The sequence below is a fragment of the Cellulosimicrobium composti genome, assembly GCF_010287905.1.
GTDB lineage: Bacteria > Actinomycetota > Actinomycetes > Actinomycetales > Cellulomonadaceae > Cellulosimicrobium > Cellulosimicrobium composti.
Window position 1 is genome coordinate 31,495 of record NZ_JAAFAN010000022.1, and the last position, 25,499, is coordinate 56,993.

Consider the following 25,499-nt stretch of genomic DNA (forward strand, 5'->3'; position numbering starts at 1 on the left):
CGGGGCGCGACGACCGGTCCACCACCACCGACAGGGGTCCTTCGTGCTGCACGTGCACCGCTCCGAGCGTGCCGAGGCGCTCGTGGCGCCGCTCGCCGCCGTGCTCGCCGAGGCCCCGGAGGACCCGTTCACCCCGGACGTGGTCGCGGTCCCGACGCGCGGGGTCGAGCGCTGGCTCGCGCAGCGGCTCTCGCACCACCTGGGCGCGGGCGAGTCGTCGGGCGTCTGCGCCAACGTGGACTTCCGCGGGCCGCGCCGGCTCGTCGAGCAGGTGGTCGCCGACCTCACCGACCTCGACCCCGACGACGACCCGTGGCGCCCCGAGCGGCTCGCCTGGTCGGTGCTCGAGGTGCTCGACGCGCACCTCGCAGAGCCGTGGGCGGCGCCGCTCGCGCGCTACGTCGGCGACCCGGGCGACGAGGTGCGCCGGGCCCGGCGCCTCACGCTCGCGCGCCGGCTCGCGGACCTCCTCGTCGACTACGCGCGCCAGCGCCCCGAGGTCGTGCTCGCGTGGTCGTCGGCGTCCCCGACCGGTCGGGCGTCGGACGCCCCGGACGACCTCGCGTGGCAGCCCGAGCTGTGGCGCCGCCTGGTGGACCGTGTGCCCGCCACCGACCCGGCGCGTCGCGTCGCGGAGGCGGTCGCGGCGCTGCGCGCCGACCCGGACGCCGTCGACCTCCCGTCGCGCCTGTCCGTGTTCGGACCCACGCGCCTGCCCGAGGACGAGCTGCGGGTCCTGCGCGCGCTCGCCGAGCACCGTGACGTCCACGTGTGGCTCGTGCACCCGTCGCCCGCGCTCTGGGCGAGCGTCGCGGACCACGCAGGGCGGACGACGGCGGACGAGGACCGGGCGCGGCGCGCCGACCTGCCGACGCTCGCGCGCCACCCTTTCCTCGCGTCCACGGGGCGCGACGCGGTCGAGCTGCAGCTCCGGCTCGCGGGCAGCGGGGCGCGCGAGCACCACCACGAGGCTGCGGCCGCGCCGGCGACGCTGCTCGGCGCCCTTCAGCGCGCGCTGCGGTCCGACGACCCGGACGCCGCGCACGTGCTCGACCCGGGCGACCGGTCCGTGCAGGTTCTCGCGTGCCACGGCCGGGCGCGGCAGGTCGAGGTGCTGCGCGAGACGCTCGTCGGGCTGTTCTCCGCCGACCCGACGCTCGAGGCGCGCGACGTCATCGTGCTGTGCCCCGACGTCGAGACGTTCGCCCCGCTCGTCACCGCGACGTTCGGCGCCGTGCCCGAGCTCGGCGACGACGCCCACCCCGGCCAGCGCCTGCGCGTCAGCCTCGCCGACCGCGGCGCGGGCACGACGAACCCGGTGCTCGCGCTGCTCGCGATGCTCCTGCGCCTCGCCGACGGCCGCGTCACCGCGTCCGAGGTGCTCGACCTCGCGGCGAGCAGCCCGGTGCGACGCCGGTTCCGCTTCTCCGACGACGACGTCGACCGCCTGCGCGGGTGGGCCGTCGAGGCGGGGGTGCACTGGGGTGAGGACGGCGAGCGCCGGACCCGCTTCGGCATCGACGGCCACGTGCGCCAGGGCACGTGGGACGCGGCGCTGGACCGCATCCTGCTCGGCGCGGCGATGGCCGACGAGGACGCGCGGTTCGTGGGCCCGGCGCTGCCGCTCGACGACGTCGGGTCGACGGACGTGGACCTCGCGGGCCGCCTCGCGGAGCTCGTCGCGCGGCTCACGGAGATCCTGCGCGGTCTCGACGGCGTGCACCCGCTCGCGCACTGGCTCGACACGCTCGACCGCGCGGTCACGCTCCTCGCCGAGGCGCCGCCGACGGAGGCGTGGCAGGTGGGCTCGGCCAGGCGCGTGCTGGGCGACGTCCGCGCGGCGGGCGCAGCGCACGGCGGGGTCGCGCTGCGGCTCGCGGACGTGCGCGCGCTCCTCGACGACCGCCTGTCCGGGCGCCCGACGCGCGCCGGTTTCCGCACGGGTGCGCTCACCGTGTGCTCGCTCGAGCCGATGCGCTCCGTGCCCCACCGGGTCGTGTGCCTCCTCGGCCTGGACGACGGCGTGTTCCCCCGGACGGCGGCGCCCGCGGGTGACGACCTGCTCGCCCGGCACCCCGAGATCGGCGAGCGCGACGCGCGCAGCGAGGACCGGCAGATCTTCCTCGACGCGGTCGCGGCGGCCGGCGACCACCTCGTCGTCGTGCACACGGGCGCCGACGAGCGCACCGGCGCGCCCCGCCCGCCCGCCGTGCCCGTCGCGGAGCTGCTCGACGCGCTCGACCGCCTGGCCACGACGCCCGACGGCCGTCCCGCGCGCGAGCACGTCGTCGTGCAGCACCCGCTGCAGACCGTGGACGAGCGCAACTTCACGCCGGGCGCGCTCGGGGTGCCCGGGGCGTTCAGCCACGACGACGCCGCGTTCGCCGGTGCGGTCGCGGCGCGCCGCGAGCGCCGGGCCGTCGGGGCGCTGGTCGCGGCCCCGCTCGCCCTTCCCGGGGCGGCCGGTGGCGCGGAGGGCGTCGGGGCCGGATCGGGGGGGTCGGACGTCGAGCTCGACGACCTCGTCCGTCTGCTCGAGAACGCGCCGCGCTGGTTCGCGCAGCACACGCTCGACGTGGGCCTCGTTCTCGACGAGGAGGACGTCGAGGACCGGCTGCCGCTCGCGCTCACCGGGCTCGCGGGCTGGGGCGTCGGCGACCGCGTGCTGCGGGCCGCGCTCGCGGGCGTCGACCCGAACCGGGCGATGCAGGCGGAGTGGCGTCGCGGGCAGGTGCCGCCGCGCGAGCTCGGGCGGTCCGCCCTGCAGGACGTGGTCCGTTCGGTGGGCCCGCTCCGGGTCGCGGCCGTGGAGGCCGCGCGCGAGGCCGACGTCGCCGCGGGCCGCCCGGTGAGCCAGGACGTGCTGAGCTCGGCCGAGACGGTCGACGTGCGCGCGGCGCTGCCCGGCGGTCGCACCCTCGTGGGGAGCGTGCCCGGGGTGCACGGCGCGCGGGTCGTGCGCACCGAGTACTCGCGGCTCGGGCCCAAGCACCGTCTGCGCGCGTGGGTCCAGGCGCTCGCGCTCACGGCGAGCGACCCGGGCCGGCGGTGGGACGCCGTCGCGATCGGTCGGTCGCCGCGCGGGCCGGGCGTCGCGTGGTCGACGCTCACCCCGCCCGACCGCGACACCGCGGCCACGATCCTCGCCGACCTGGTGGCGCTGCGTGACGAGGCGGCGCGCGAGCCGCTGCCGCTGCTGCCGGAGGTGTCGCTGCGCTACACCGAGGAGCGGCGCACGTCCGACGCGCGCGACGCCCTGATGCGCGCGGGCTGGGCGTGGAACAAGGGTTTCGAGCGCAAGGACCCGTACGTCGTGCTCGCGTGGGGGCAGAACCCGTCCCTGGAGGACGTCGCGGGCCGCGCCACGACGGCCGACCTGGGCCGCTACCCGGACGACCCGACCCGCCTCGGCGCGCTGGCGCGCCGGGTCTGGGAGCCCCTGCTGGAGAACGAGCTGCGAGGTGCCCGGTGAACGGCGCGACGTCCCGGACCACGACGCAGGGCGCCCTCGCGCCGGAGGGCACGGCGAGGGGTCCTGCGGGAGGCGCGTCCGGGACGGGCGGCGCGCCCCGACGCTTCGACCCGTTCGGCGACCTGCCGGCCGGGACGGTCGTGCTCGAGGCGAGCGCGGGCACGGGCAAGACCCACACGATCGCGACGCTGACGACGCGCTACGTCGCCGAGGGCGTGGCCGCGCTGCCCGAGATCATGCTCGTCACGTTCGGCCGCGCCGCGACGTCGGAGCTGCGCGACCGCGTCCGCGAGCGTCTCGTCGCGACGGAGCGCGCGCTGCGCGGCCCCTCCCCCGCGGACCACCCGGACGCGCTGGTCGCGTTCCTCGCGGCGGCGGACGACGCCGAGCTCGCCCGCCGGCGCGAGCGCCTGCGCGTCGCGCTGTCCCAGCTCGACGCGGCGACGATCACGACGACGCACGGGTTCTGCCAGCAGATGCTCACGGCGCTGGGGACGGCGGCGGACGTCGACCTGGCGACGAGCTTCCTGCCCGACGTCGCGGACCTCGTCGAGGAGGTCACGGACGACCTGTACGTGCGGCGGTTCGCCGACGAGCGCGAGCCGATCCTCTCGCCGCGCGACGTGCGCGACGTCGCCCGCGCGGCGGTGAGCGACCACGGGGCGGTCGTCGCGCCGTCGGACGCCGCACCGGGGTCGGTGGCTGCGGCGCGGTACGAGGTCGCGGTCGCGGCGCGGCGCGAGGTCGAGGCGCGCAAGCGCGCGATGCACCTGCTCGACTACGACGACCTGCTCGTGCTCCTGCGCCGCGCGCTCACGGACCCCGAGCACGGCGAGACGGCGGCGCAGCGCGTCCGGTCCCGGTTCCGCGTGGTCATGGTGGACGAGTTCCAGGACACCGACCCGGAGCAGTGGGAGATCCTGCGCACCGCGTTCCACGGGCACCGCACGCTCGTGCTCATCGGCGACCCGAAGCAGGCGATCTACGCGTTCCGCGGCGCCGACGTGGTGACGTACCTGCGCGCGGTCGAGGACGCGGGCGACACGGCGACGCTCAGCACGAGCTGGCGCAGCGACCGGCCGCTCCTCGCGGGCCTGCACGCGCTGCTCGGCGAGACGGCGCTCGGCGACCCGCGCATCGTCGTGCGCCCGGTCGAGGCGGCGCACCCGGAGGCGCGCTTCTCCGGCGGCGCGCCCGTGCGGCTGCGGCAGGTCACCCGGCGGGCGTACCGCCTCGGCGGCTCGTCGGCCCCTTCCGCCCCGGACGCGCGCACGCTGCTCGCGAAGGACGTGGCGGCGGACGTCGCGGGCCGGCTCGGGACGGCGGACGGCGGCGGCGACCGCGTGCGCGACGACGCGGGCGGAGGGTCGGCGCGCTGGCGGCCCCTGGAGCCGCGCGACGTCGCGGTGCTCACGCGCACGAACGCGCAGGCGGAGGCGGTGCGCACGGCGCTCGTCGCGCTCGGGGTCCCGGCGGTGGTGTCGGGGCCGTCGAGCGTGTTCGGCTCGGCCGCCGCGCAGGACTGGCTCACCCTGCTCGCGGCGCTCGAGCAGCCGGGGCTGCACCGGCGCGCGACGGCGCTCGCGCTCACGCCGTTCGTCGGGTGGGACGCGCAGCGGCTCGCGACCGCGGGCGACGCCGACCACGACGAGCTCGGCGACACGGTCCGCGCGTGGGCGCGCCTGCTCGCCGACCGGGGCGTCGCCGCGGTCGCGGAGGTCGCGGCCCGGCGCGGTGCCACGGCCCGTGTCATGGCGCGCGACGACGGCGAGCGCTACCTCACCGACCTGCGGCACGTCACGCAGGCCCTGCACGAGGCCGCGGTCACCGAGGGCCTCGGCCCGGCCGCGCTCACGGCGTGGCTGCGCGCGCGGATCGCCGAGGTCGGCACGGTGTTCACGGACGAGCGCACCCGGCGCCTCGAGACGGACTCCGCGGCCGTGCAGGTCGTCACCGTGCACGCGGCCAAGGGGCTCGAGTTCGGGGTCGTCTACGTCCCGTTCGGCTGGGAGCGGTTCGAGTCGGACGACCAGGAGCTGTTCGCGTTCCACGACGACCACGGGCAGCGCGTGCTGCACCTCGGCGGCGTCGGGTCGCCCGGGTTCGTGGACGCCAAGGCGCGCTGGCGCGACGAGGAGCTCGGCGAGGACCTGCGGCTCCTCTACGTCGCCCTCACGCGCGCCCGGCACCAGGTGGTCGTCCACTGGACCCCGACCAAGCGCAGCACCGGCTCCGGCCCGCTCACGCGACTCCTGCTCGCCGACCGCATGCTCGGCGGCGAGCCGGGGCGGCACGCGCGGCCGGACGCGATGCGCGACGACGCCGTGCGCTCCGCGTTCGAGGCGGTCGCCGCGCGCTCGGGCGGGACGGTCGTCGTCGAGCAGGTGGACGCGCGGCCGAAGGGCGAGCGCTGGTCTCCCGGGTCGCGCGCGACCGCGAGCCTCGTGCGCGCGACGGCCGCGCACCTGCCGGACCGGGAGTGGCGGCGCGCGTCGTACTCGGCGCTCACGGCGGCGGCGCACCACGCGTCGGTCGGCGGGGTCGAGAGCGAGCCCGAGGACCCGGGCGTGCAGGACGAGCCGGAGGAGACGCCGGACGACGACGGCTCCGGCGTGGTCGCGGCGACCGCGGGCGCGCGCCCGGGGGCCGACGTCCCCTCCCCGTACGAGGGCCAGCCGGGCGGCACCGCGTTCGGCACCCTCGTGCACGAGATCCTCGAGTACGTCGACACGGCCGCGGACGACCTCGACGCCGAGGTGCGCGCCCGGTGCGCCCAGGCGGCGACGGTGCGCGTGCCGGGGGTCGAGCCCGCCTCGCTCGCGACGGCGCTCGGCCAGTCGCTGCGCACGCCGCTCGGGCCGGTCGCGGGCGGGCTCACGCTCGCCGACGTCCACCCCCGCGACCGCCTCCCCGAGCTCGAGTTCGAGCTCCCCCTCGCCGGGGGCGACGAGACGGTGGGCGTCCGGCCCTCGACGCTGCGCGACCTCGCCGAGGTGCTGCGCGCGCACCTGCCCGCCGACGACGCGTTCGCCCGCTACCCGGACCTCCTCGCGGCGCTCGCGGACGAGTCGGACGACACCGCGGGGGCGGGCGGCGTCCCGCTGCGCGGCTACCTCACGGGGTCGATCGACGCGGTCCTGCGCGTTCCCGCGCCCGGTCCCGACGGCGGCCCCGACCCGAGCGGCCGGCGTCGCTACCTCGTCGTCGACTACAAGACGAACCGCGTGGGACCGCCCGGGGTGCCGCTCACGGTGGGCGACTACCACCCCGACGCGACGCGCGACGCGATGCTCGCGTCGCACTACCCGCTCCAGCTCGTGCTGTACCTCGTCGCGCTCCACCGCTACCTGCGGTGGCGCGTGCGCGACTACGACCCGGACCGCGACCTCGCGGGCGGCGCGTACCTGTTCGTGCGCGGCATGGCGGGACCCGACACCCCGCGCGGCCCCGACGGCGCCCCGTACGGCGTCGTGGCCTGGACACCGCCGCCCGGCCTCGTCGTCGCCCTGTCCACGCTGCTCGACGGAGGTCGCGCATGACCACCACAGCCCCCAGCGCGACCGCTCCCGTCCCGCCCTCCGCCGCCCCCTCCGTCGTGGACCAGGGCGACCCGCGCCTCGCCGTGGGGATCCCCGCGAGGCTCGTGCCGTTCAACGCCGCGCGCGTCGTCTCGGCCGCGGACCTGCGCGTCGCGCTGCGCCTCGGCCGGCTCACGGGCGAGCACGACGACAGGGTGCTCCTCGCCGTCGCGCTCGCGGTGCGCGCGGTGCGCAGCGGGTCGGTGTGCGTGCGTCTCGACGACCTCGGGTCGCTCGAGCTGCCCGAGGACGAGGAGGCGGCGCGCGCCGACGCCGCGGACCTGCCGTGGCCGGACCTCGCCCCGTGGACGGACGCGGTCGCACGCAGCCCCCTCGTCGCGGTCGGGGTCGACGGGCCTGCGGACCGTCCCGCCCGCTGGGTGGGCGGCGCGCTGTACCTCGACCGGTACTGGCGCGACGAGCTCGCGGTGCGCCACGACGTCGACGGCCGCCTCGCCGCAGCCGACCTGCCCGTGGACGCGGACCGTCTCGACGCCGCCCTCGCGCGTCTCTTCCCCGCGGCGGACGACACCCGCCAGCGCCTCGCCGCCGCGCACGCCGCGACGCGACGGCTCACCGTCCTGACGGGCGGCCCCGGCACCGGCAAGACGACGACCGTCGCGCGGCTCCTCGCCGTGCTGCACGACGCCGCCCCTGCTCCCCGGACCGCCGGGGACGGCGCGACCGGCAGCCCTGGCGCGTCGGGCGGCCCCGGAGGGACCGGCGCGGCAGACGGGACCGGCGCGGGAGCGGGCCCCGCCGTCGTAGGCGGCCCCGGTGCCACGGGGCTGCGCGTCGCGCTCGCCGCCCCGACGGGCAAGGCCGCCGCGCGCCTGCAGGAGGCGGTGCGCGAGGTCGTCGCCGGCTTCGCGGACCCGGCCGACCGCGAGCGCGTCGGCACACCGGTCGCGACGACGCTGCACCGGCTGCTCGGCTACCGGCCGGGCAGCACCACGCGGTTCCGCCACGACGCGCAGCACCACCTGCCGCACGACGTCGTCGTGGTGGACGAGACGTCGATGGTCGCGCTGCCGCTCATGGCGCGCCTGCTGGAGGCGCTGCGCCCGGACGCGCGGCTCGTGCTCGTGGGCGACCCGGACCAGCTCGCGTCGGTCGAGGCGGGCGCGGTCCTCGGGGACCTCGTGCACCGCGTGCCCGTCGTCCCGCCCGCGGCCGCACCCGCGGTCGTGGCGGCGGCCGACGTCGCGCTCGCGGACTCGCCGCCGCCGGGCGACGGGGAGATCGACGACCGCGCGGTGCTCGGCAACGGCGTCGTACGGCTGCGCACGGTCCACCGCCAGGACCGCGACTCGGAGATCCTGCCGCTCGCCGCCGCGATCCGCTCCGGCGAGGCGGACGCGTCGCTCGCGCTCCTGCGCGCCGGTCACGGGTCCGTCGAGTTCCTCGAGACGCCGGACGACGAGCCGGGCGACGCCGTGCTCGCCGCGGTGCGCGCGGACGCCGTCGCGGCGGGAAGGCTGCTCGTCGAGGCGGCACGCGCCGGGGACGCGTCCGCCGCGCTCGCCGCGCTGGCCCGGCACCGTGTCATGGTCGCGCACCGGCGCGGTCCCGCGGGCCGGGGTCGTTGGGCCGCGCAGGTCGAGGCGTGGGTCGAGGAGGCGACGGGGCACCACGCGACCGAGTCCCCGTGGGTCGCGGGCCGTCCGCTGCTCGTCACGACGAACGACGCCGAGGTGGGCCTCTACAACGGCGACACGGGCGTGCTCGTCGCGGACGCGGACGGCACCGGCGTCGTCGCCGTGTTCGGCGACCCGCGCGCGCCGCTGCGCGTGCGCACCCACCGGCTGCCGCCCGTGGAGACCGTGCACGCGATGACCGTCCACCGTGCGCAGGGCAGCCAGTTCGACCGGGTGACGCTCGTCCTGCCGCCCGCGACGTCGCCGCTGCTCACGCGCGAGCTGCTCTACACCGCGGTGACGCGCGCGCAGTCGTTCGTGCGGGTCGTCGGCTCGGAGGAGGCCGTGCGCACCGCGGTCACGAGCCCGGTCCACCGCGCGAGCGGGCTGCGGACGCCGCTGCTCGGCGGTCCGTCGTCCGCACGCTCCGCCTGATCGCGTCGGCGCACCCCTTCACCCGCGTCCACGGCACGCGCGCGACCCGGGCGACGGATGCGATCACGACGCCCGTGGTCCGGTGGGGCACGCGTGCACTCCTGTCGGGAGCGATCCCGGACGCCGCGTGCGTCGTCGTCCACCGTGGACCCCCGGGGGGATCCGTCGGTCCGCGCCGTCCACGCCGCCCCGGGGGAATGAGGCGTGCCCGTCGCCGGTTGGCACCAGGGTGAGCACCCACACCCCTCGCCTGTCCGTCCTCGACCTCGTGCCCGTCCGCTCCGGCCAGACCAGCACCCAGGCGGTGCGGGCGTCGCTCGACCTCGTCCGCCTCTCCGACCGCCTCGGGTTCGAGCGCTACTGGTTCGCGGAGCACCACAACATGCCCGCGGTCGCGGCCTCGACGCCGCCCGTGATGATCGCCGCGGCGGCGTCCGTGACGGACCGGATCCGCGTCGGCTCGGGCGGCGTGATGCTGCCCAACCACGCACCGCTCGTCGTGGCGGAGCAGTTCGCGGCGCTCGAGGCGATCGCGCCCGGGCGCATCGACCTCGGCATCGGCCGCGCCCCCGGCTCCGACCCCGTGGTCACCCAGCTCCTGCTGGTCACCGGCCCGACGGCCGACGTGGACCGCTTCCCGCAGCACGTGACGGACATCCTCGCGCTCATGAGCCCGCAGGGCGCGACCCTGCGGCTCACGAGCGGCCAGGTCTACGACGTGCACGCGACGCCCGCGGCGGAGGGCGCCCCGACGGTGTGGCTCCTCGGGTCGAGCGACTACTCGGCGCGCCTCGCGGCCGAGCTCGGGCTCCCCTACGTGTTCGCGAACCACTTCTCGGGCCAGGGCGTCGACGAGATCCTCGCCCTCTACCGCGAGGGGTACCGCCCGAGCGAGGCGTTCCCCGAGCCGCGCACGTTCCTCACGCTCAACGCGGTCGTCGCCGAGACGGAGGACGAGGCGCGCGCCCGCGCGCTCCCGCAGGCCCGCATGATGGCGCGCCTGCGCACGGGCCAGCCCCTCACCGCGCTCGAGACCGTGGAGGAGGCGCAGGCCGCACCGCTCGACGGCATGGCCGGGCAGATGGTCGAGGACGGCCTGCGCCGCTGGGCCGTCGGGACGCCCGACGCCGCGGCCGCGGAGGTCCGCCGGCTCGCCGAGCGGCACGGGGTCGAGGAGGTCATGCTCGTGCCCGTCGCGGCATCGCGCGCGGACGAGGCGCTCGACTCGACGCCGGGGCGGGCGCGCACGCTCGAGCTCCTGGCCGAGGAGCTCGCGGGCGACCTCGCCGCCTGACGCGAGGCCGCCGTCGGGCAGGGCGGTCCGACCGGCCGGACCTGGCCCCGGCCGCCCACCCCCGGTCGGCAGGACCCACTCTCGGTCGGCAGGACCCACCCGTGGTCGGCAGGGCCCCCGTGGTCGGTGCGACGGGGTAGCGTCGCGCGCATGACGACGAAGTTCGACGACGCGTCCTGGCACTCCGAGGGCGAGGGGTACCCGCCCGAGGCCGGCCCGGAGGCGGGCGCGACGCACATCGGCATGTTCCTCGCGTGGGCGGTGCTCGCCGGGCACGTCTCCGACGGGCTCGCCGAGGACGCGGCCGACGACGTCGCGGCGCTGCGCGAGCGCACGACGACGCCGGGCGCGTTCGTGCTCGACCTGTGCGACGGCAAGCTCCTCGCCGAGGACCTCGACGAGGCGGGCGCGGCGTTCGCGAGCGCGTACTACGCGGGGGACGTGGACGAGGGCGGCCTGTACCTCGAGGACTACGTCGACGCGGTGAGCCCGGGCGACGGCGAGCCCGAGGACGTGTACCGCGTCCCCGACACGTGGGAGACGTACGACCTCGTGGGGCCGCTCGTCGACGCGCGCTTCTCCCAGTGGGACGACGAGGGCCGCCCGTCCGTGCTGCGGCACCGCGCCGGATGACGACGGTCCCGGAGCCCGTCACGCGCCTGGCCGCGGTCCTGCGCGCGGACAACCCCGGGCCCATGACGCTCGACGGCACGCGGTCATACGTGCTGCGCGCGCCCGGTTCGGCGTCGTGCGTCGTGGTGGACCCGGGCCCGGACGACGCCGCGCACCTGGACGCGCTGGCCGCGGCGGGGCCGGTGGAGCTCGTGCTCGTCACGCACCGTCACGCCGATCACACGGCGGGCTCGCCCAGGCTGCGGGCGCGCACGGGCGCGCCGGTGCGCGCCGCCGACCCCGACCACTGCCACGGTGGTGCCCCGCTGCGCGGCGGCGAGACGATCCGCGCCGCGGGTCTACGGATCGACGTGCTCGCCACGCCGGGCCACACCGCCGACTCGGTCTGCCTGGTCCTGCCCGACGACGACCCGGGCGGCACGGTGCTCACCGGCGACACCGTGCTCGGCACGGGCACGACGGTCATCGCCGAGCCCGACGGGTCGCTCGGGGACTACCTCGCGAGCCTCGACGCGCTGGAGGCCGTCGCGACCCGGGCGGTGCCCGGGCCGGCGACCGGTCTGCCCGGGCACGGACCGGTGGTCGACGACCTCGGGCAGCGCGTGCGCGCCTACCGCGCGCACCGGCACGAGCGCCTCGCCCAGGTCCGGGCGGCGCTCGCCGGCCTCGGGCTCGACCCGGCCGCGCCCGACGCGGTGGACCGGGTCGTCGCGCACGTCTACGCCGACGTCGACCCGTCGGTCCGCGGCGCGGCCCGGCAGTCCGTCACGGCCCAGCTCGCCCACCTCGCGGCCACCGACGGTCGCCCGGGCACGGGCCCCGCGGACGACCGCTGAGTGTCGGTGGCCGCGGGCAGCATGGCGGGATGACCACTCCACGACTCGGCATCGCGTACGTCCCGACCCACGCCCCCGAGACCCTGCGGCGGCTCGCCACGACCGCCGAGGAGGCGGGGCTCGACGACCTGTGGGTGTGGGAGGACTGCTTCAAGCAGTCGGGCCTCGCCTCCGCGGCCGCGGCGCTCGCGTGGACCGACCGCCTGCGGGTCGGCATCGGGCTCATGCCCGCCCCGCTGCGCAGCACGGCCGTCACGGCGATGGAGGTCGCGACGCTCGCCCGCACGTTCCCCGGGCGGCTCGTCCCGGGCGTCGGGCACGGCGTCCAGGACTGGATGGGTCAGGCCGGGGTGCGCGTCGCGTCGCCGCTGACGCTCCTCCGCGAGCACACCACCGCGCTGCGCCGCCTTCTCGCGGGCGAGGAGGTCACGACGTCGGGCCGGTACGTGACGCTCGACCGCGTGCGTCTCGACTGGCCGCCCACCGAGCCGGTGCCGCTGTGGCTCGGCGGCGTCGGCCCGCGGTCGCTCGCGCTCGCGGGCGAGCTGGGCGACGGCCTCATCCTCGCGAACGCGCTCACCCCGGACGACGTGCGCGGCGCGGTCGAGGCGGCCCGCGACGGCGGCGCCGGGGAGGGCTTCGACGTGCACGCGACGCTCATCGCCGCGACGGGCCCCCACGCGCAGGACCGCGTGGACCGCGAGGTCCCGCTGTGGGGGCGTGAGCCGGGTCAGGGCGTCGGCGCCGCGGGAGACGCGCAGGCGCTCGCGACGGCGGTCGGGGCGCTCGCCGACGCCGGGGCGACGGCCGTGGCGATCCAGCCGACAGCGGACGAGCCCGACGTCGAGGGCTTCGTGCGGTTCCTCGGGCGGGAGGTCGCGCCGCTGCTCAGCGCCCGCTGACGCGCGACGCGCGGGCGTCGGGCGAGGCGTCGTCGCGACGCTCGCGCAGCGCGTGGACCAGGGCGACGACCGCGCACACGAGCGCGACCGCACCGACCGCGAGCGCGAGGCGACCCGGGAACGCGGCGTAGAGGTCGGACACCTCCCGCACGGGGAGGCCCCACTCGACCGCGGTCTGGCGCACCTCGCCGGCGATCACGCCGAGGCGGCCCGGCACGCGGGCGGCGACGGCGGAGACCCAGGCGAGGAGCTCCAGGACGGCCGAGGCAGCGGAGTGGGCACCGTTCGCGAGGGGGAACACCCGCCCACCCTACCGGGACCGGACAGCGCGGGCATATCCGACAGCCCGGTCACATGGCCTCAGGTCAAGGGCTTGGCGAAGCACAGGGCGACGGGGTTGTCCTCGTCGTACGGCGGGAAGGTCCGCACCGCCCGGTAACCGAGCGAGCGGTACAACGCGATCGCGCCGGGCTGGCGGATGCCGGTCTCCAGCAGGAGCGTCGCTGCCCCGCGCTCGCGCGCGACCCCCTCGAGCCCCGTGACGAGCGCTCGCCCCGTGCCCGTGCGGCGGGCCCGCTCCCGCACGAAGACCTTCTTCACCTCGAGAGCGTCCGCAGGCGCCCCCGGGGCGGGACGCTGCAACGACGCGCACCCGAGCGGGTCGCCGTCGCGGTACGCGACGAGGGTCGCGACGACGTGCTCGCCCGTGTAGGCGTCGAGCGCGTCGAACCCGCCCGCGCTCTCGAGGCCGGCGAACAGCTCGGGGTAGAGCACGGCCGACGACGTCTCGTGCATCTCACGGCGCAGCGCGGCCGCGTCGGGGTCGTCCCACGCGACGGCGCGCAGCTCGACGTCCGTGCGCGGGAGGTCCGGGGCCGCCGCGGGCGCGAGGTCCGGTGCCGGCGCCGCGGGCGCGTCGGTGGGCAGGTCGAGCACGAAGCAGCGCGAGAGCGGGTCGCCCGCGTAGTGTCCGTACGACTCGGTGGGCACGTAGCCGAGCGAGAGGTACAGGTCGATCGACTCGGGCTGGAGCGTCCCCGTCTCGAGGACGACGCGCTCCAGGCCTGCCGCCATCGCGTGCCGGTGCGCGGCCCGCATCGCGGTGCGCGCGTGCCCACGTCCACGGTGCGACGGTTCGACCCAGAGCCGCTTCACCTCACCGGTCCGCGGCGGGTGGACGCCGCCGCGCCCGTCGGGCTCCCCCGAGACGTCGCGCAGCGCGACGAAGGCGACCGGATCGCCCGCGTCGCGAACCACGAGGTTCGCGACGGCCGTCTCCACCACGAACTCGCCCGCGTCCGGCGAGCCGTAGCGCGCGGCGATCTCGGCCTGCTGCCGCGCGCGCATCCGCTCGGCCGCCGGGTCGTCCCCGGAGACCGCGGTCACGGTGACGCCCGGCGTCGGCCGCGCGACGTCGTCGGGCAGGACGTGCGCCGAGGTCACGCCCGGACGAGCGAGCCCAGGACGGACGTGAAGAATCCGAGACCGTCGGTCCCGGCGCGGGGCCCCGCCTCGCTCGCGGGGCCGAAGCCCGCCTCGACGGCGTGCTCGGGGTGCGGCATGAGGCCCACGACGTTGCCCGCGGCGTTGGTGATGCCCGCGATGCCGCGGCGCGACCCGTTCGGGTTCCAGCCCTCGTAGCGGAAGACGACCCGGCCCTCGGCCTCGAGCTCGTCGAGGGTCCGGTCGTCCGCGACGAACTGGCCGTCCTGGTTCTTCAACGGGACCGTGATGCGCTGGCCGGCCGCGTAGTCGCGCGTCCACGCCGTGTCCGCGTTCTCGACCACGAGGACCTGCTCACGGCACACGAAGTGCAGGTGGTCGTTCTTGACCATCGACCCCGGGAGCAGGTGCGCCTCGGTGAGGATCTGGAAGCCGTTGCAGATGCCGAGGACCGGCATGCCACCCTTCGCCGCGTCGACGATCGACTCCATGACCGGCGCGAAGCGGCTGATCGCGCCCGCGCGCAGGTAGTCGCCGTACGAGAAGCCGCCGGGCAGGACGACGGCGTCCACGCCGTGCAGGTCCGCGTCCGCGTGCCACAGCGACACTGCCTCGCCGCCCGCGAGGCGCACCGCGCGCGCCGCGTCGCGGTCGTCGAGGGTGCCGGGGAACGTGACGACGCCGACCTTGGCCGTCGCGAGAGCCGAGGCGGTCATCAGGCGAGGCCCTGGGACGTGACGGTCGCGGCGGCGTCGGCCTCGATGTCGGCGACGCGCACGACGTCCTCGATCACCGGGTTCGACAGGAGCGTGACCGCGGCCTGCTCGGCGGCGGCGAGGACCTCCGGCGTGACCTCGCCGTCGACCTCGAGCTCGAACCGCTTGCCCTGGCGGACCGACGTGAACTGGGTGAACCCGAGGCGCGGCAGCGCCCCGACGACGGCCTTGCCCTGCGGGTCCAGGATCTCGGGCTTGGGCATGACCTCGACGACGACGCGTCCCACGGGGGCTCCTTGGCGAGAGTGTTCGGGAGGGCCGGGGCTCCGGGATCCCGGCCCACGTCACGGGCGTCGAGGACGCCCGGTGCGACGGGACGAGCGGGAGCCGACGGCGGGATTCCGCGCCCAGTCTACCGGGCGCGCGCACCCTTCTCGTCGGCCGTCCGCGGCCTGGGCGCGCGCTCAGCCGGCGGCGGCGCGCGGCGGGTCCGGCGGCTCGACGGGGATGTTGCCGAGGAGGACGTGCTTGCGCCACGCCCGCGCGACGTGGGACCGCCGGAACACGAACCCCGTTCCGAGGCTGACCGCGCACCAGACCGCCGCGTACCAGGGCTCCGGCCGGGTCACGTCGTTCGAGAAGAGGACGTGAGACAGGACGGGCCACCCGTAGAAGACGGCCAGCGCGGTCCCCAGGCTGCCCAGGGTCACGCGCCAGGGGTAGAGCGGCCCGTGGATGTCGTCCGCGACCCACCACCAGTACCGCGCGGGGAGGCGGACGTCGAACGCGCGGTAGAGCAGCCAGCGCCCGAACGGGGGGTGCTCGCGCCACCGCAGCGCCCATCCGGCGCGCACGAGGCCCCACGCCTCGCGGGCGCCGATCCCGGCGTGCGCGTCGTCGGCGCCCGACGCGTCGTCGAGGTCGAGGAGGAGCGCGAGCGCCTCCTCGCCGTGGCGGTCGCGCCATCGTCGCGGGTAGGCGTGCAGCCAGAACCGCGCGGACCGCTCGTACCGGCTCGCCCGGCCGGCGGTCATGCTCCGGTCCCCGCGAGGCCCGCGCCGGACGCCTCCGGTCCGCGACCGTCGAGGGACCGCCGCGCGCGCTCCGCGAGCTCGGCGAGGCGCAGCGTCTCGGCACGGGCGGCGCGACGCCCGGTGTCGGTGGCCCTGTAGTAGCGCCGCAGCCGACCCTCCACGACCTCCTCGCCCGCCGCCTCCACCAGCCCGGCCGCGACCAGACGGTCGAGGTTGCCGTACAGGGTGCCCGCTCCGAGGCGGGTCCGGCCTTCGGACAGCTCGCGCACGGTCTTGATCACGGCGTAGCCGTGCAGCGCCTCGCCGCTGAGGGCGAGCAGGACGAGATAGGCCTGCTCGGTCATGCGGAAGGCCGAGGAACGGGTCATGGACGATATATATCGAGTGACGAGTTATAAGGCAAGCCCTCGACCGTGTCGGCAGGTCGGGCTAGAGTCGAACACGTGTTCGAGACGCACGCTCGGCACGGTGCGAGGGCGGGGTCCTGCCCCTTCCCCGCCCTCGCACGAATCCGGCCCGAGGCGCAGGGAGGTCCCGCGTGCCAGCACCGCTCGTCCCCGTCCCGGCGGACCGTCCGAGGACGCGCCCGTCGCCGCAGACCGTCGCGCGCGTGCTCGTGCGCGACGCGACGTGCGTGTTCCCGGGGTGCCGCGTCCCGGCGTTCCGGTGCGACCTCGACCACGTCGTCGCGCCGCGGCCGGGAGCGGACGACGACGTGTGGGAGGCCGCGCAGGAGGCGGGCAACCTCGTCGCGCTGTGCCGGCACCACCGCGTGGTGCGCGCCCGCGACGGCTGGCGCCCGGCCCTGCTCGCCGACGGCGCGGTCCGGTGGACGGCGCCCAGCGGGCACACGTACGTCCGCCCGGGCGCCGCGCGGAGCGCGTGACGCTCAGCCGAGGGGCGAGCCCGTGAGCCGCTCGTACGCCTCGAGGTAGCGCGCGCGGGTCCGGGCGACGACGTCGGCCGGCAGCGACGGCGGCGGGGTGTCCGACGCGCGGTCCCACCCGGAGGCGGGCGACGTGAGCCAGTCGCGCACGTACTGCTTGTCGAAGCTCGGCTGCGCACGGCCCGGCTCCCACTGGTCGGCGGGCCAGAACCGCGACGAGTCCGGCGTCAGCACCTCGTCGCCGAGGACCGTCTCGCCGGTCGTGGGGTCGACGCCGAACTCGAGCTTCGTGTCCGCGAGGATCACGCCGCGCTCGCGCGCGACCTGCTCCGCGCGCGCGTAGACCGCGAGCGTGAGGTCGCGCAGGCGCGTCGCGTCCTCGGTCCCGATCTGCTCCGCGACCGCCTCGAACGACACGTTCTCGTCGTGCTCGCCCACCGCCGCCTTCGTCGCGGGCGTGAAGATCGGCTCGGGCAGGCGCGACCCGTCCACGAGACCGTCCGGCAGCGGGACGCCGCAGACCTCGCCCCCGGCGCGGTACTCGACCAGCCCGGACCCCGTGAGGTAGCCCCGCGCCACGCACTCGACGGGGAACATGTCGAGGCGGCGGCAGATCATCGCGCGCCCCGCGACGACGTCCGGGACCAACCCGTCACCGTGCTCCGCCGAGACCTCGGTCGACACGACGTGGTTCGGCACGATGTCCGCGAGCTGCTCGAACCACCACAGGCTGAGCTGCGTGAGGACGACCCCCTTGTCCGGGATACCGGGCGAGAGCACGTGGTCGTACGCGCTGACGCGGTCGCTCGCGACGACGAGCACCACGTCGCCGAGCGGGTGCACGCCGCCGAGCGCGGGCAGGTCCGGCTCGTAGAGGTCGCGCACCTTGCCGGAGTACACGTGCCTCCAGCCGGGCAGGTCGAGCGCCGCCGTGTCGAGGGCGTCGGCCTCGCCGAGCGAGAGGGCCGAGGCGGGGTCGAGAGGGGTGTCCGTCACGGCGCCTAGTGTCGCACCGACGCCGCGCCCCCGGCTCGCGCGTCCGCCCTGGTGCGGGGACTCGCGCACCCACCTGACCGTCGGCGCGGGGGCGGCCGCGGTGGCCGACCCGAGCCCCGTCGTCGAACGGCGCGCACCCGGGCGACGCCCGCCACGCCACGTCGCGGGCGAGGTCGGCAGTCCCTCGCGAGGTCGGCACGTGCTCGCGAGGTCGGCAGCCCGGACCGCCGATCATGGACGAATCTGCCGACGTCAGCACGCTCGGACCGGGCACCGCGCACAGGAACGACGCAGGGCGTCGGCCGGCTGCCGCGGGGGGTGCGCTCGGGCTGACATCCGGTCCGACGAGCAGAAGGCCGCGGGTGCGGCACGTGCGCACGACCGACCTCGCCGACCGAGTTCTCGTCGTGAACCCCGGCGGGTACGTCGACGAGTCCACGAGACGCGAGTCGCCGACGCCCGGGACGCCGGCATGCCGGTCTCGTTCACCCTCTCGCCTGACACGCCGGCACTCTGCCGCCGGTGCCCGTCCGGCTCCTGGCTCTACCGACCGCCCCCGGGGCCTCCGCGACACGGCGGACCACAGGCACCGACCCGGTGGGAATCCCTCGATGGCGATCGCGGCTGCGGAGTCTCACCAGAGGTCGGCCGAGACCCCCCTCACACCTGACCAGCACATGCCCGCGCTGAGACGTGGGCAGGACCGCCACCAAGGTCCCGGTCGGCGCGCACCCGCAGTCAGCCCGCGAGCGTGACCTCGCCCGCGGCGGCCTTGGCGGCGATGTCGCTGCGGTGGTGCGAGCCGGGGAGCACGATGCGGTCGACCGCGGCGTAGGCCCGGCGGCGCGCCTCGGCGAGGTCGGCGCCGCGCGCCACGACCGACAGCACGCGACCGCCCGCGGCGACGAGGCCGCCGTCGCCCGTGCGCGCGGTGCCCGCGTGGAGCACGTGCACGCCCTCGACCTCCTCGGCCGCGTCGATGCCCGTGATCGGGTCGCCGGACCGGACGGCGCCCGGGTAGCCGTGCGCGGCCACGACGACGGTGACCGACGCGTCGTCGTGCCAGCGCAGCGCGCCGAGCTCGGCGAGGCGGCCCTGCGCCGCCGCGAGCATGACGGCGGACAGCGGCGTCGCGAGGCGCGTGAGCACCGACTGCGTCTCGGGGTCCCCGAACCGCGCGTTGAACTCGACGACGCGCGTCCCGCGGCTCGTCAGCGCGAGCCCGACGTACAGCACGCCGACGAACGGGGTGCCGCGGCGCGCCATCTCGTCGATCGTCGGCTGCGCGACGCGCGTCACGACCTCGTCGACGAGGCCCTCGGGCGCCCACGGCAGCGGGGAGTAGGCGCCCATGCCGCCCGTGTTCGGGCCGGCGTCGGCGTCGAACGCGCGCTTGAAGTCCTGCGCGGGCGCGAGCGGGACGACGGTCGCGCCGTCGCTCACGCAGAAGAGCGAGACCTCGGGCCCGTCGAGGTACTCCTCGACGACGACGCGCGGGTCCTCGGGCGTGCCGTCCGCCGCGCGGCGCGGCGTCGCGAAGCACGCCGCGGCGTGCTCGAGCGCGGCCTGGCGGTCCTCGGTGACGACGACGCCCTTGCCCGCGGCGAGGCCGTCGTCCTTGATGACGTAGGGGGCGCCGAACGCGTCGACCGCCGCGGCGACCTGGTCGACCTCGGTGCACACGTGCGCGAGCGCCGTCGGCACGGACGCGGCCGCCATGACGTCCTTCGCGAACGCCTTCGAGCCCTCGAGGCGCGCCGCCTCGGCGCTCGGGCCGAACACCGGGATCCCGGCCTCGCGAACGGCGTCACCGACGCCCGCGACGAGCGGGGCCTCCGGGCCGACGACCACGAGGTCGACGCCGAGGCCGGTCGCGAGGGCGGCGACCGCGACGCCGTCGTTCTGGTCGACCGCGTGGAGCGTCGCGAGCTCCCCGATCCCGGGGTTGCCCGGCGCGGCGTGCAGCTCGTGCGGCTCCGCGCCGGTGCGGTCGGCCTCGTGCGCGAGGGCGTGGACGATGGCGTGCTCGCGGGCACCGGTCCCGACGACGAGGATCTTCACGGGCGTCGAGTCTACCGACGCACCCCTCTCCCCCGGTCGGCGTCTCACGGCTCCCGCGGCCCGGCCCGGCATCGGCCTGGGCCGGACGCGACGGCGCCCCACCGGTCCGGGACCGGTGGGGCGCGGACGTCGCGCGGCGGGAGGGCCTCAGTGGATGAGGTCGTGCCGCGGGATGATCGCGTCGCGGCTCGGGCCCACCCCGATGGCCGACATCCGCGTGCCCGACATCTCCTCCAGCGCGTGCACGTAGCGCTGCGCGTTGACGGGCAGGTCCTCGAACGTGCGGGCGCCGGAGATGTCCTCCACCCAGCCGTCGAGCTCCTCGTAGATCGGCTTCGCGTGGTGGAACGCCGTCTGGTCGAGCGGCATCTCGTCGTAGCGGACGCCGTCGACGTCGTACGCGACGCAGACCGGGATCTTCTCGAAGCCCGTGAGGATGTCGAGCTTGGTGAGCACCATGTCCGTGATGCCGTTGACGCGGGTCGCGTAGCGCGCGATGACCGAGTCGTACCAGCCGCAGCGGCGCGCGCGGCCCGTCGTCACGCCGTACTCGCCGCCCTGCTTGAGCAGGTACTCGCCGTTCGCGTCGAACAGCTCGGTCGGGAACGGGCCCTCGCCCACGCGCGTCGTGTACGCCTTGATGACGCCGATGACGGAGGTGACGCGCGTCGGCCCGACGCCGGAGCCCGTGAGCGCGCCGCCCGCCGTCGCGTTGGACGACGTGACGAACGGGTAGGTGCCGTGGTCGACGTCGAGCATCGTCGCCTGGCCGCCCTCGAACAGGACGTTCTTGCCCGCGTCGAGGGCCTTGTTCAGCTCGAGCGCCGTGTCCGCGACCATCGGCTTGAGCCGGTCCGCGTACTGCAGGAGCTCGGACACGGTCTCGTCGACCGTGATCGCGCGGCGGTTGTACACCTTCACCAGCAGGTGGTTCTTCTGGTCGAGCGCACCCTCGATCTTCTCCGCGAGGATCTTCTCGTCGAACAGGTCCCAGATGCGGATGCCGACGCGGTTGATCTTGTCCGCGTACGCCGGCCCGATCCCGCGGCCCGTGGTGCCGATGCGGCGCTTGCCGAGGAACCGCTCGCTCACCTTGTCGATCGTGCGGTGGTAGCCGGCGATGACGTGCGCCGACCCCGACACGAGGAGGCGCGAGACGTCGACGCCGCGCGAGATCAGGTCGTCGAGCTCCTGGAACAGCACCTCGATGTCCACGACGACGCCGTTCGCGATGACCGGCGTGACGCCCGGCGACAGGATGCCCGACGGCAGCAGGTGGAGCGCGTACTTCTCGTCGCCGATGACGACCGTGTGGCCGGCGTTGTTGCCGCCGTTGAACTTGACCACGTAGTCGACCCGGGAGCCGAGGAGGTCGGTCGCCTTGCCCTTGCCCTCATCGCCCCACTGGGCACCGACGAGCACCACGCCTGGCATGGAATCCCCACTTTCGCACTGCCTGTTCCTCGGGCCGGTCATGGTCGTGGGCGCACCGGCGTCCGGAGCGGAGCGGGCAGGTCGTGCCCGACGGCGCTGGGCCCGCGGGCCCGAGGCGTCACCCGGGCGGCAGTCACCCGGGGACCGGCGCCGAGTTTACCGGCCATTGACCTTCGGGGCGTCCGGGGTCCACGGCGCGCCCGCGTCCGTCCCACGACCGGTCCCGGCGCGCCGGTGCCGCGCGACCCGGGGGCGGGCAGAATGGCCCCATGAGCGACACGCACGCGAACCTCCTCGACGGCCCCGCCCCCGTCCGGCTCCCGGACGACTTCGCGCACGTGCGCGACGCGATCGCCGCCGACGGCGACCCGTACGAGATCGCCGCCCGCACGCCCGCGAGCCCGCTCGCGTGGGCGCACCTCGCGGAGGACTACCTGCACGAGAACGGCTCGCGCGGCGCCGTGACGGCGTACGCGTTCGCGCGCACCGGCTACCACCGCGGCCTGGACGCGCTGCGCCGCGCCGGCTGGCGCGGGCAGGGCCCGATCCCGGCCGACCACGTGCCCAACCAGGGCTTCCTGCGTGCGCTGCTCGCGCTCGCGGAGTGCGCCGCCTACCTCGGGGAGGTCGAGGAGGCCGAGCGTTGCGAGCAGTTCCTGCGCGACTCTGGGACGTCGGCCGACGAGGTCCGAGCGCTGCGGTGACCGGCGTCACGGCGGTCTGCGGGCCGTCCCGCGCGCCCTGGCGGCGGGCGACGGCGACCGCATGCAGGGGTCTGCGGCGACGTCTAGAGTCGACAGCATGATCGAGATCGCCACGTCCCCCGCGACGACGACCCTCGTCATCGCCGGAGACCTCGATCTCGCCGAGCGTGACCAGTTCCCGGAGATCGCCGCGCGGGTGGTCGGTCTGCGTCGTCAGCTCCTCGTGATCGACATGTGCCGCGTGACGTTCATGGACTCCACGGGGGCCGCGTTCCTCATCTCGCTCGCCGACTCGGGCCGCAAGCGCGGCGGAGCGACGGTGCTGCGCGGCTGCGACGACCGCGACCTGTTCGTCCTCGAGGTGTGCGGCGCGCTCGAGCTCTTCCGCATCGACGCCGACCACCGCTGCGAGCCCGCGACGCCGCCGTCGGGCTTCGCCAAGGTCGAGCCGCCCGCCTGACCCCGGCTACCGGCTCGTCGGGCGCAGCGTCGCCCACACGAGCTTGCCCGTCGTCGTGGGGCGCCAGCCCCAGTCGGCCAGCCGCTCGACGATCTGCATGCCGAACCCGCCCATGCGGTTCGGGTGCCCGTCCGTAGGTACCGGCGGGGCCGGGTTCGAGTCCTCGACCTCGACGCGGATGCCGTCGCCGGTGTCGAAGAGGCGCAGCGCGAGGTGCCCCCACCCGTGCAGCACGCCGTTCGCCACGAGCTCGGACACGACGAGCTCCGCGTTCGCGCTGTCGCGCACGCCCCACGCCTGGCACGTGCGCACGACGGCGTGCCGCGCGCGCCCGATCGACGCGGGCTCGCTCGGCAGGAGCCACCGGCGGCTGCGCGGGCTGAGCACCACGGCCGTCGCGTCGCGCTGCGGGTCGGGGATGCGCACGACGACGAGCGCGACGTCGTCCTCCGGCGCGTCGGCCAGGCGGGACAGCAGCTCCTCGCCCACGCCCGCGGCGTCGACCGCGGTGACGGCCTCGGACGCCGCGACGAGCGACTCCAGGCCCACGCGCAGGGCGCGGTCGCGGCGCTCGATGAGGCCGTCGGTGTAGAACACGAGCGTGTCGCCCGGCGCGAGCGAGACCGTCCCCGTCGAGCGGCTGCGGCCGCCGAAGCCGACGAGCGCCCCGCCGGCGTCGTCGAGCTGCGTGACCGTGCCGCCGCGCAGCAGGAGCGGCGGCAGGTGGCCCGCGCGCGAGTACTCGATGCGCCACGCGTCGCCGGGCCGTTCGGCGTCCGGCTGCGTGAGCGCCGCGTAGACGAGGCTCGCGGAGCGCGGGATGCGCATGCCCTGCACGAGCTGGTCGACGCGCTCGAGCACGGGGCCGGGCGTCGTCAGCTCGTACGCGTACGACCGCACGACCGACCGCAGCTGGCCCATCGCGGCCGCGGCCTCGACGTCGTGGCCCACGACGTCGCCGATGACGAGCCCGACGACGTCGGGCGCGATCTGCAGGACGTCGTACCAGTCGCCGCCCACCTGCGCGTGCTCAGAGTTCGGCGCGTAGTACGTCCAGACGTCGAGGCCCGTGACGTCGGCCTGCTCGGGGAGCATCGCGCGCTGCAGCGTCTCGGCGAGCCGGTGCTCGCGCGCGTAGAGCCGCACGTTGTCGATCGCGGTGCCCGCGCGGCGCGCGATGACCTGCAGGAGCGTCCGCACGCCCTCGCGCGCCTCCGCGTCGGTGCCGAGCCCCGGCGGCGGCGCGTCGGGGGCGTCGCCGGTGACGAGCAGGCCGAGGATGCGCCGACGGCCCGGCACGGCCGAGACCGTCACGGCGCCGGGCCGTTGCGGCAGCCCCGAGAGCCGGTGGTGCAGGTCGCGCTGGAGCCACCCCGAGGCGGACCACTGCGGGTACGTCGCGGACAGGTCGAGCGTCACGGGGCCCTCGATGCGCCCGTCGAGCACGTCCTGGACGCGGTCGGGCACGTCGACGAGGCGCACGCGCGGCACCGAGCCGGTGACGGCGGCCGAGTCGCCGAGCGCGTCCGTCGTCGGCATGCCGGGCACCGCGGGGAGCACGCCGGGCGTGTACCGGCCGTGACGCTGACCGCGCCCGCTCGGCGGGGCGGCGGTGTCGACGCCCTCGGCGAACCGGAGGCCGTCGTCGTTGAGGTAGAAGCCCGCCCAGTCGACGACGTAGCCCGCGAGGAGCTGCGTGATGTCGCGCAGCGCGTACGGCTGGTCGAGGTCGGCGAGGAGGTCGGAGCTGCGCGACACGACGTCGAGCACGGCGCGCTCGCGCCGTTCGAGCGCGAGCGACGCGACCTGGTCGGCGTAGCGCTCGAGATGCTCCGAGACGTCGACCTGCACCCCGACCCAGTGCGTGACCGCGCCGTCAGGGCCCCGCAGCGGCGAGAGCGACAGCTGCGTCCACACCGGTGCGCCGTCGCGGCGCAGGGCGCGGACCGTGTGGGTGATCTCGCGCTCCTCGACGATCGCGGCGCGCAGCGCCTGCGCCTCGACCGGTTCGGTGAGCAGCGACTCGAGCACGTGCGGGCTGCGGCCCACGACGTCGGCCGCGGCGAACCCGGTCTGCCGCTCGAACGCGGCGTTGACCCAGACGATCGGCATCTCCTGGGAACGGGGACCCGTGACGAACATCGCGACGCCGGCGCCCTCCATGGCACGCGTGCACAGCTCCTGGGCGTGCGCAGGCAGGTCCGTGCCGAGCCCCGGCGAGCTGCCCATCGTCACCTCCGGCGGTCCGAGCGGTGGTCGTCTGGATACGGACGCCACGGTCGCGTTACTGTCCCGACTGGACATTCAACCGTAGATTGGTGCTTCCCGAGACCGGAACCGGTCGGGATCACGCAGGAGAGGAGCGCCGGTGCGCGAAGGTACACCCTCGGCCGCCGACCGTCCGGTCGGCGTCGCCGGCGACCCCGCCGTGGCGGGCGACCCCGCGAGCGTGCACGTCATCGTCGGGACGACGCGCGCGCGCATCGTCCTGTCGGGCGAGATCGACGCCGACCTCGGCGCCGACCTGCAGGAGGCGACCGCCGCGGCGGAGGACTCCGGCCTGCCCGTCGAGATCGACGCGCACCACGTGACGTTCATGGACTCCTCGGGCGTCGCGTTCCTCGCACGCCTCGCGTCGCGCGGCCCGCACCGCGTGCGCGTGCTGCGCGCGCCGCCGACCGTGCGGTTCCTCCTCGAGGTCACGCGGATCGGCGAGCTGCTCGACATCGTCGACGTCGACCCCGGGTTCGACCTCGACGAGACGCCCGGCAACGGGTCGGGCGCGTCCGACTGACGCCGCGCCCGCGGCGGCCCCGGCCCACGGTCCGCGACCGCCCGGGGCCCGGCGCTCGGGCCACGGCCCGGCGCACGGCCCCCGGGCGGACGGCACCGGGGGCGTGGGGGGGGCCGGGGGGGGGGGGGGCCCCGGCCCCCCCGGGGGGGGGGGGGGGGGGGGCGGGGGGGGGGCGGGGGGGGGG

21 protein-coding genes are annotated in these 25,499 nt (G+C 76.5%); 11 read left to right on the forward strand and 10 right to left on the reverse strand.

What is annotated here, in order from left to right; genetic code table 11:
- Positions 1–43 precede the first annotated feature (43 nt).
- From recC to GYH36_RS08460, 7 genes are all read left to right on the forward strand, one after another.
- A complete protein-coding gene (gene recC, locus GYH36_RS08430) occupies positions 44–3,472 on the forward strand; it encodes an exodeoxyribonuclease V subunit gamma (RefSeq protein ID WP_162289626.1) in 3,429 nt (1,142 codons plus the stop codon).
- Positions 3,469–7,011 (forward strand): UvrD-helicase domain-containing protein, encoded by a 3,543-nt coding sequence (locus GYH36_RS08435; protein WP_162289627.1) that lies wholly within the window; start codon positions 3,469–3,471, stop codon positions 7,009–7,011. The genes recC and GYH36_RS08435 overlap by 4 nt, the downstream gene beginning before the upstream one ends.
- Positions 7,008–9,122: an exodeoxyribonuclease V subunit alpha gene (recD, locus tag GYH36_RS08440; RefSeq protein WP_162289628.1), complete on the forward strand. Its 2,115-nt coding sequence runs from the start codon at positions 7,008–7,010 to the stop codon at positions 9,120–9,122. The genes GYH36_RS08435 and recD overlap by 4 nt, the downstream gene beginning before the upstream one ends.
- 229 nt (positions 9,123–9,351) lie before the next feature.
- The gene (locus GYH36_RS08445) at positions 9,352–10,416 is read left to right on the forward strand and encodes an LLM class flavin-dependent oxidoreductase (protein ID WP_162289629.1); all 1,065 of its coding nucleotides are present in this window, start codon (positions 9,352–9,354) and stop codon (positions 10,414–10,416) included.
- A 150-nt stretch (positions 10,417–10,566) separates the two neighbouring features.
- Positions 10,567–11,049, forward strand: coding sequence for a DUF7832 domain-containing protein (locus tag GYH36_RS08450; protein ID WP_024839080.1), 483 nt, complete (start codon positions 10,567–10,569; stop codon positions 11,047–11,049).
- The gene (locus GYH36_RS08455; RefSeq protein ID WP_162289630.1) at positions 11,046–11,885 is read left to right on the forward strand and encodes an MBL fold metallo-hydrolase; all 840 of its coding nucleotides are present in this window, start codon (positions 11,046–11,048) and stop codon (positions 11,883–11,885) included. Before GYH36_RS08450 ends, GYH36_RS08455 begins: the two co-directional genes overlap by 4 nt.
- A gap of 29 nt (positions 11,886–11,914) precedes the next feature.
- Positions 11,915–12,787 (forward strand): LLM class flavin-dependent oxidoreductase, encoded by an 873-nt coding sequence (locus GYH36_RS08460; RefSeq protein ID WP_024839082.1) that lies wholly within the window; start codon positions 11,915–11,917, stop codon positions 12,785–12,787.
- Here the strand turns inward: GYH36_RS08460 and GYH36_RS08465 are convergent.
- The 6 genes from GYH36_RS08465 to GYH36_RS08490 all read right to left on the reverse strand — a co-directional run bounded on the left by GYH36_RS08465 (position 12,774) and on the right by GYH36_RS08490 (position 16,348).
- Positions 12,774–13,088: a hypothetical protein gene (locus GYH36_RS08465; protein ID WP_024839083.1), complete on the reverse strand. Its 315-nt coding sequence runs from the start codon at positions 13,086–13,088 to the stop codon at positions 12,774–12,776. The two genes, GYH36_RS08460 and GYH36_RS08465, sit on opposite strands and share 14 nt — an antisense overlap.
- Positions 13,089–13,147: 59 nt before the next feature.
- Positions 13,148–14,230, reverse strand: a complete 1,083-nt coding sequence (locus tag GYH36_RS08470; protein ID WP_162289631.1) for a GNAT family N-acetyltransferase — start codon at positions 14,228–14,230, stop codon at positions 13,148–13,150.
- The gene (purQ, locus tag GYH36_RS08475) at positions 14,227–14,946 is read right to left on the reverse strand and encodes a phosphoribosylformylglycinamidine synthase subunit PurQ (RefSeq protein ID WP_024839085.1); all 720 of its coding nucleotides are present in this window, start codon (positions 14,944–14,946) and stop codon (positions 14,227–14,229) included. Before purQ ends, GYH36_RS08470 begins: the two co-directional genes overlap by 4 nt.
- Positions 14,946–15,233, reverse strand: coding sequence for a phosphoribosylformylglycinamidine synthase subunit PurS (gene purS, locus GYH36_RS08480; protein WP_024839086.1), 288 nt, complete (start codon positions 15,231–15,233; stop codon positions 14,946–14,948). Before purS ends, purQ begins: the two co-directional genes overlap by 1 nt.
- A gap of 177 nt (positions 15,234–15,410) precedes the next feature.
- A complete protein-coding gene (locus GYH36_RS08485) occupies positions 15,411–15,980 on the reverse strand; it encodes a hypothetical protein (RefSeq protein WP_115941851.1) in 570 nt (189 codons plus the stop codon).
- Positions 15,977–16,348: a PadR family transcriptional regulator gene (locus GYH36_RS08490; RefSeq protein WP_246209285.1), complete on the reverse strand. Its 372-nt coding sequence runs from the start codon at positions 16,346–16,348 to the stop codon at positions 15,977–15,979. The genes GYH36_RS08485 and GYH36_RS08490 overlap by 4 nt, the downstream gene beginning before the upstream one ends.
- Before the next feature lie 170 nt (positions 16,349–16,518).
- Here GYH36_RS08490 and GYH36_RS08495 point away from each other — a divergent pair, with 170 nt between their 5' ends.
- Complete coding sequence (locus GYH36_RS08495) at positions 16,519–16,866, forward strand: HNH endonuclease signature motif containing protein (protein WP_155097969.1); 348 nt, start codon at positions 16,519–16,521, stop codon at positions 16,864–16,866.
- A 3-nt stretch (positions 16,867–16,869) separates the two neighbouring features.
- Here GYH36_RS08495 and GYH36_RS08500 read toward each other — a convergent pair whose 3' ends face one another.
- The 3 genes from GYH36_RS08500 to GYH36_RS08510 form a co-directional block, all read right to left on the reverse strand.
- Positions 16,870–17,784, reverse strand: a complete 915-nt coding sequence (locus tag GYH36_RS08500; protein ID WP_162289636.1) for a phosphoribosylaminoimidazolesuccinocarboxamide synthase — start codon at positions 17,782–17,784, stop codon at positions 16,870–16,872.
- Between the two features lie 816 nt (positions 17,785–18,600).
- Positions 18,601–19,923 (reverse strand): phosphoribosylamine--glycine ligase, encoded by a 1,323-nt coding sequence (gene purD, locus GYH36_RS08505; RefSeq protein ID WP_162289632.1) that lies wholly within the window; start codon positions 19,921–19,923, stop codon positions 18,601–18,603.
- 147 nt (positions 19,924–20,070) lie between these two features.
- Entirely contained in the window at positions 20,071–21,357 is a 1,287-nt protein-coding gene (locus GYH36_RS08510) for an adenylosuccinate synthase (RefSeq protein WP_162289633.1), read from the reverse strand.
- 269 nt (positions 21,358–21,626) lie between these two features.
- On the opposite strand from GYH36_RS08510, the gene GYH36_RS08515 reads away from it, so the two are divergent.
- Entirely contained in the window at positions 21,627–22,061 is a 435-nt protein-coding gene (locus GYH36_RS08515) for a DUF3151 domain-containing protein (RefSeq protein WP_024839093.1), read from the forward strand.
- Positions 22,062–22,158: 97 nt separating this feature from the next.
- A complete protein-coding gene (locus tag GYH36_RS08520; protein ID WP_024839094.1) occupies positions 22,159–22,521 on the forward strand; it encodes an STAS domain-containing protein in 363 nt (120 codons plus the stop codon).
- A gap of 6 nt (positions 22,522–22,527) precedes the next feature.
- On the opposite strand, the gene GYH36_RS08525 is transcribed toward GYH36_RS08520, so the two are convergent.
- Positions 22,528–24,750 (reverse strand): SpoIIE family protein phosphatase, encoded by a 2,223-nt coding sequence (locus GYH36_RS08525; protein WP_115943505.1) that lies wholly within the window; start codon positions 24,748–24,750, stop codon positions 22,528–22,530.
- Positions 24,751–24,889: 139 nt separating this feature from the next.
- Between GYH36_RS08525 and GYH36_RS08530 the strand changes: the two genes are divergently transcribed.
- The gene (locus GYH36_RS08530) at positions 24,890–25,315 is read left to right on the forward strand and encodes an STAS domain-containing protein (protein WP_024839095.1); all 426 of its coding nucleotides are present in this window, start codon (positions 24,890–24,892) and stop codon (positions 25,313–25,315) included.
- The last annotated feature ends 184 nt before the right edge of the window (positions 25,316–25,499 follow it).

Excerpts from the sequence above, each read along its gene's own strand:
- recD (WP_162289628.1), top strand. The coding sequence starts at position 7,008 with ATGACCACCACAGCCCCCAGCGCGACCGCTCCCGTCCCGCCCTCCGCC.
- GYH36_RS08450 (WP_024839080.1), top strand. The coding sequence starts at position 10,567 with ATGACGACGAAGTTCGACGACGCGTCCTGGCACTCCGAGGGCGAGGGG.
- GYH36_RS08455 (WP_162289630.1), top strand. The coding sequence starts at position 11,046 with ATGACGACGGTCCCGGAGCCCGTCACGCGCCTGGCCGCGGTCCTGCGC.
- GYH36_RS08460 (WP_024839082.1), top strand. The coding sequence starts at position 11,915 with ATGACCACTCCACGACTCGGCATCGCGTACGTCCCGACCCACGCCCCC.
- purQ (WP_024839085.1), bottom strand. The coding sequence starts at position 14,946 with ATGACCGCCTCGGCTCTCGCGACGGCCAAGGTCGGCGTCGTCACGTTC.
- GYH36_RS08485 (WP_115941851.1), bottom strand. The coding sequence starts at position 15,980 with ATGACCGCCGGCCGGGCGAGCCGGTACGAGCGGTCCGCGCGGTTCTGG.
- GYH36_RS08490 (WP_246209285.1), bottom strand. The coding sequence starts at position 16,348 with ATGACCCGTTCCTCGGCCTTCCGCATGACCGAGCAGGCCTATCTCGTC.
- GYH36_RS08510 (WP_162289633.1), bottom strand. The coding sequence starts at position 21,357 with ATGCCAGGCGTGGTGCTCGTCGGTGCCCAGTGGGGCGATGAGGGCAAG.
- GYH36_RS08515 (WP_024839093.1), top strand. The coding sequence starts at position 21,627 with ATGAGCGACACGCACGCGAACCTCCTCGACGGCCCCGCCCCCGTCCGG.
- GYH36_RS08520 (WP_024839094.1), top strand. The coding sequence starts at position 22,159 with ATGATCGAGATCGCCACGTCCCCCGCGACGACGACCCTCGTCATCGCC.
- GYH36_RS08525 (WP_115943505.1), bottom strand. The coding sequence starts at position 24,750 with ATGGGCAGCTCGCCGGGGCTCGGCACGGACCTGCCTGCGCACGCCCAG.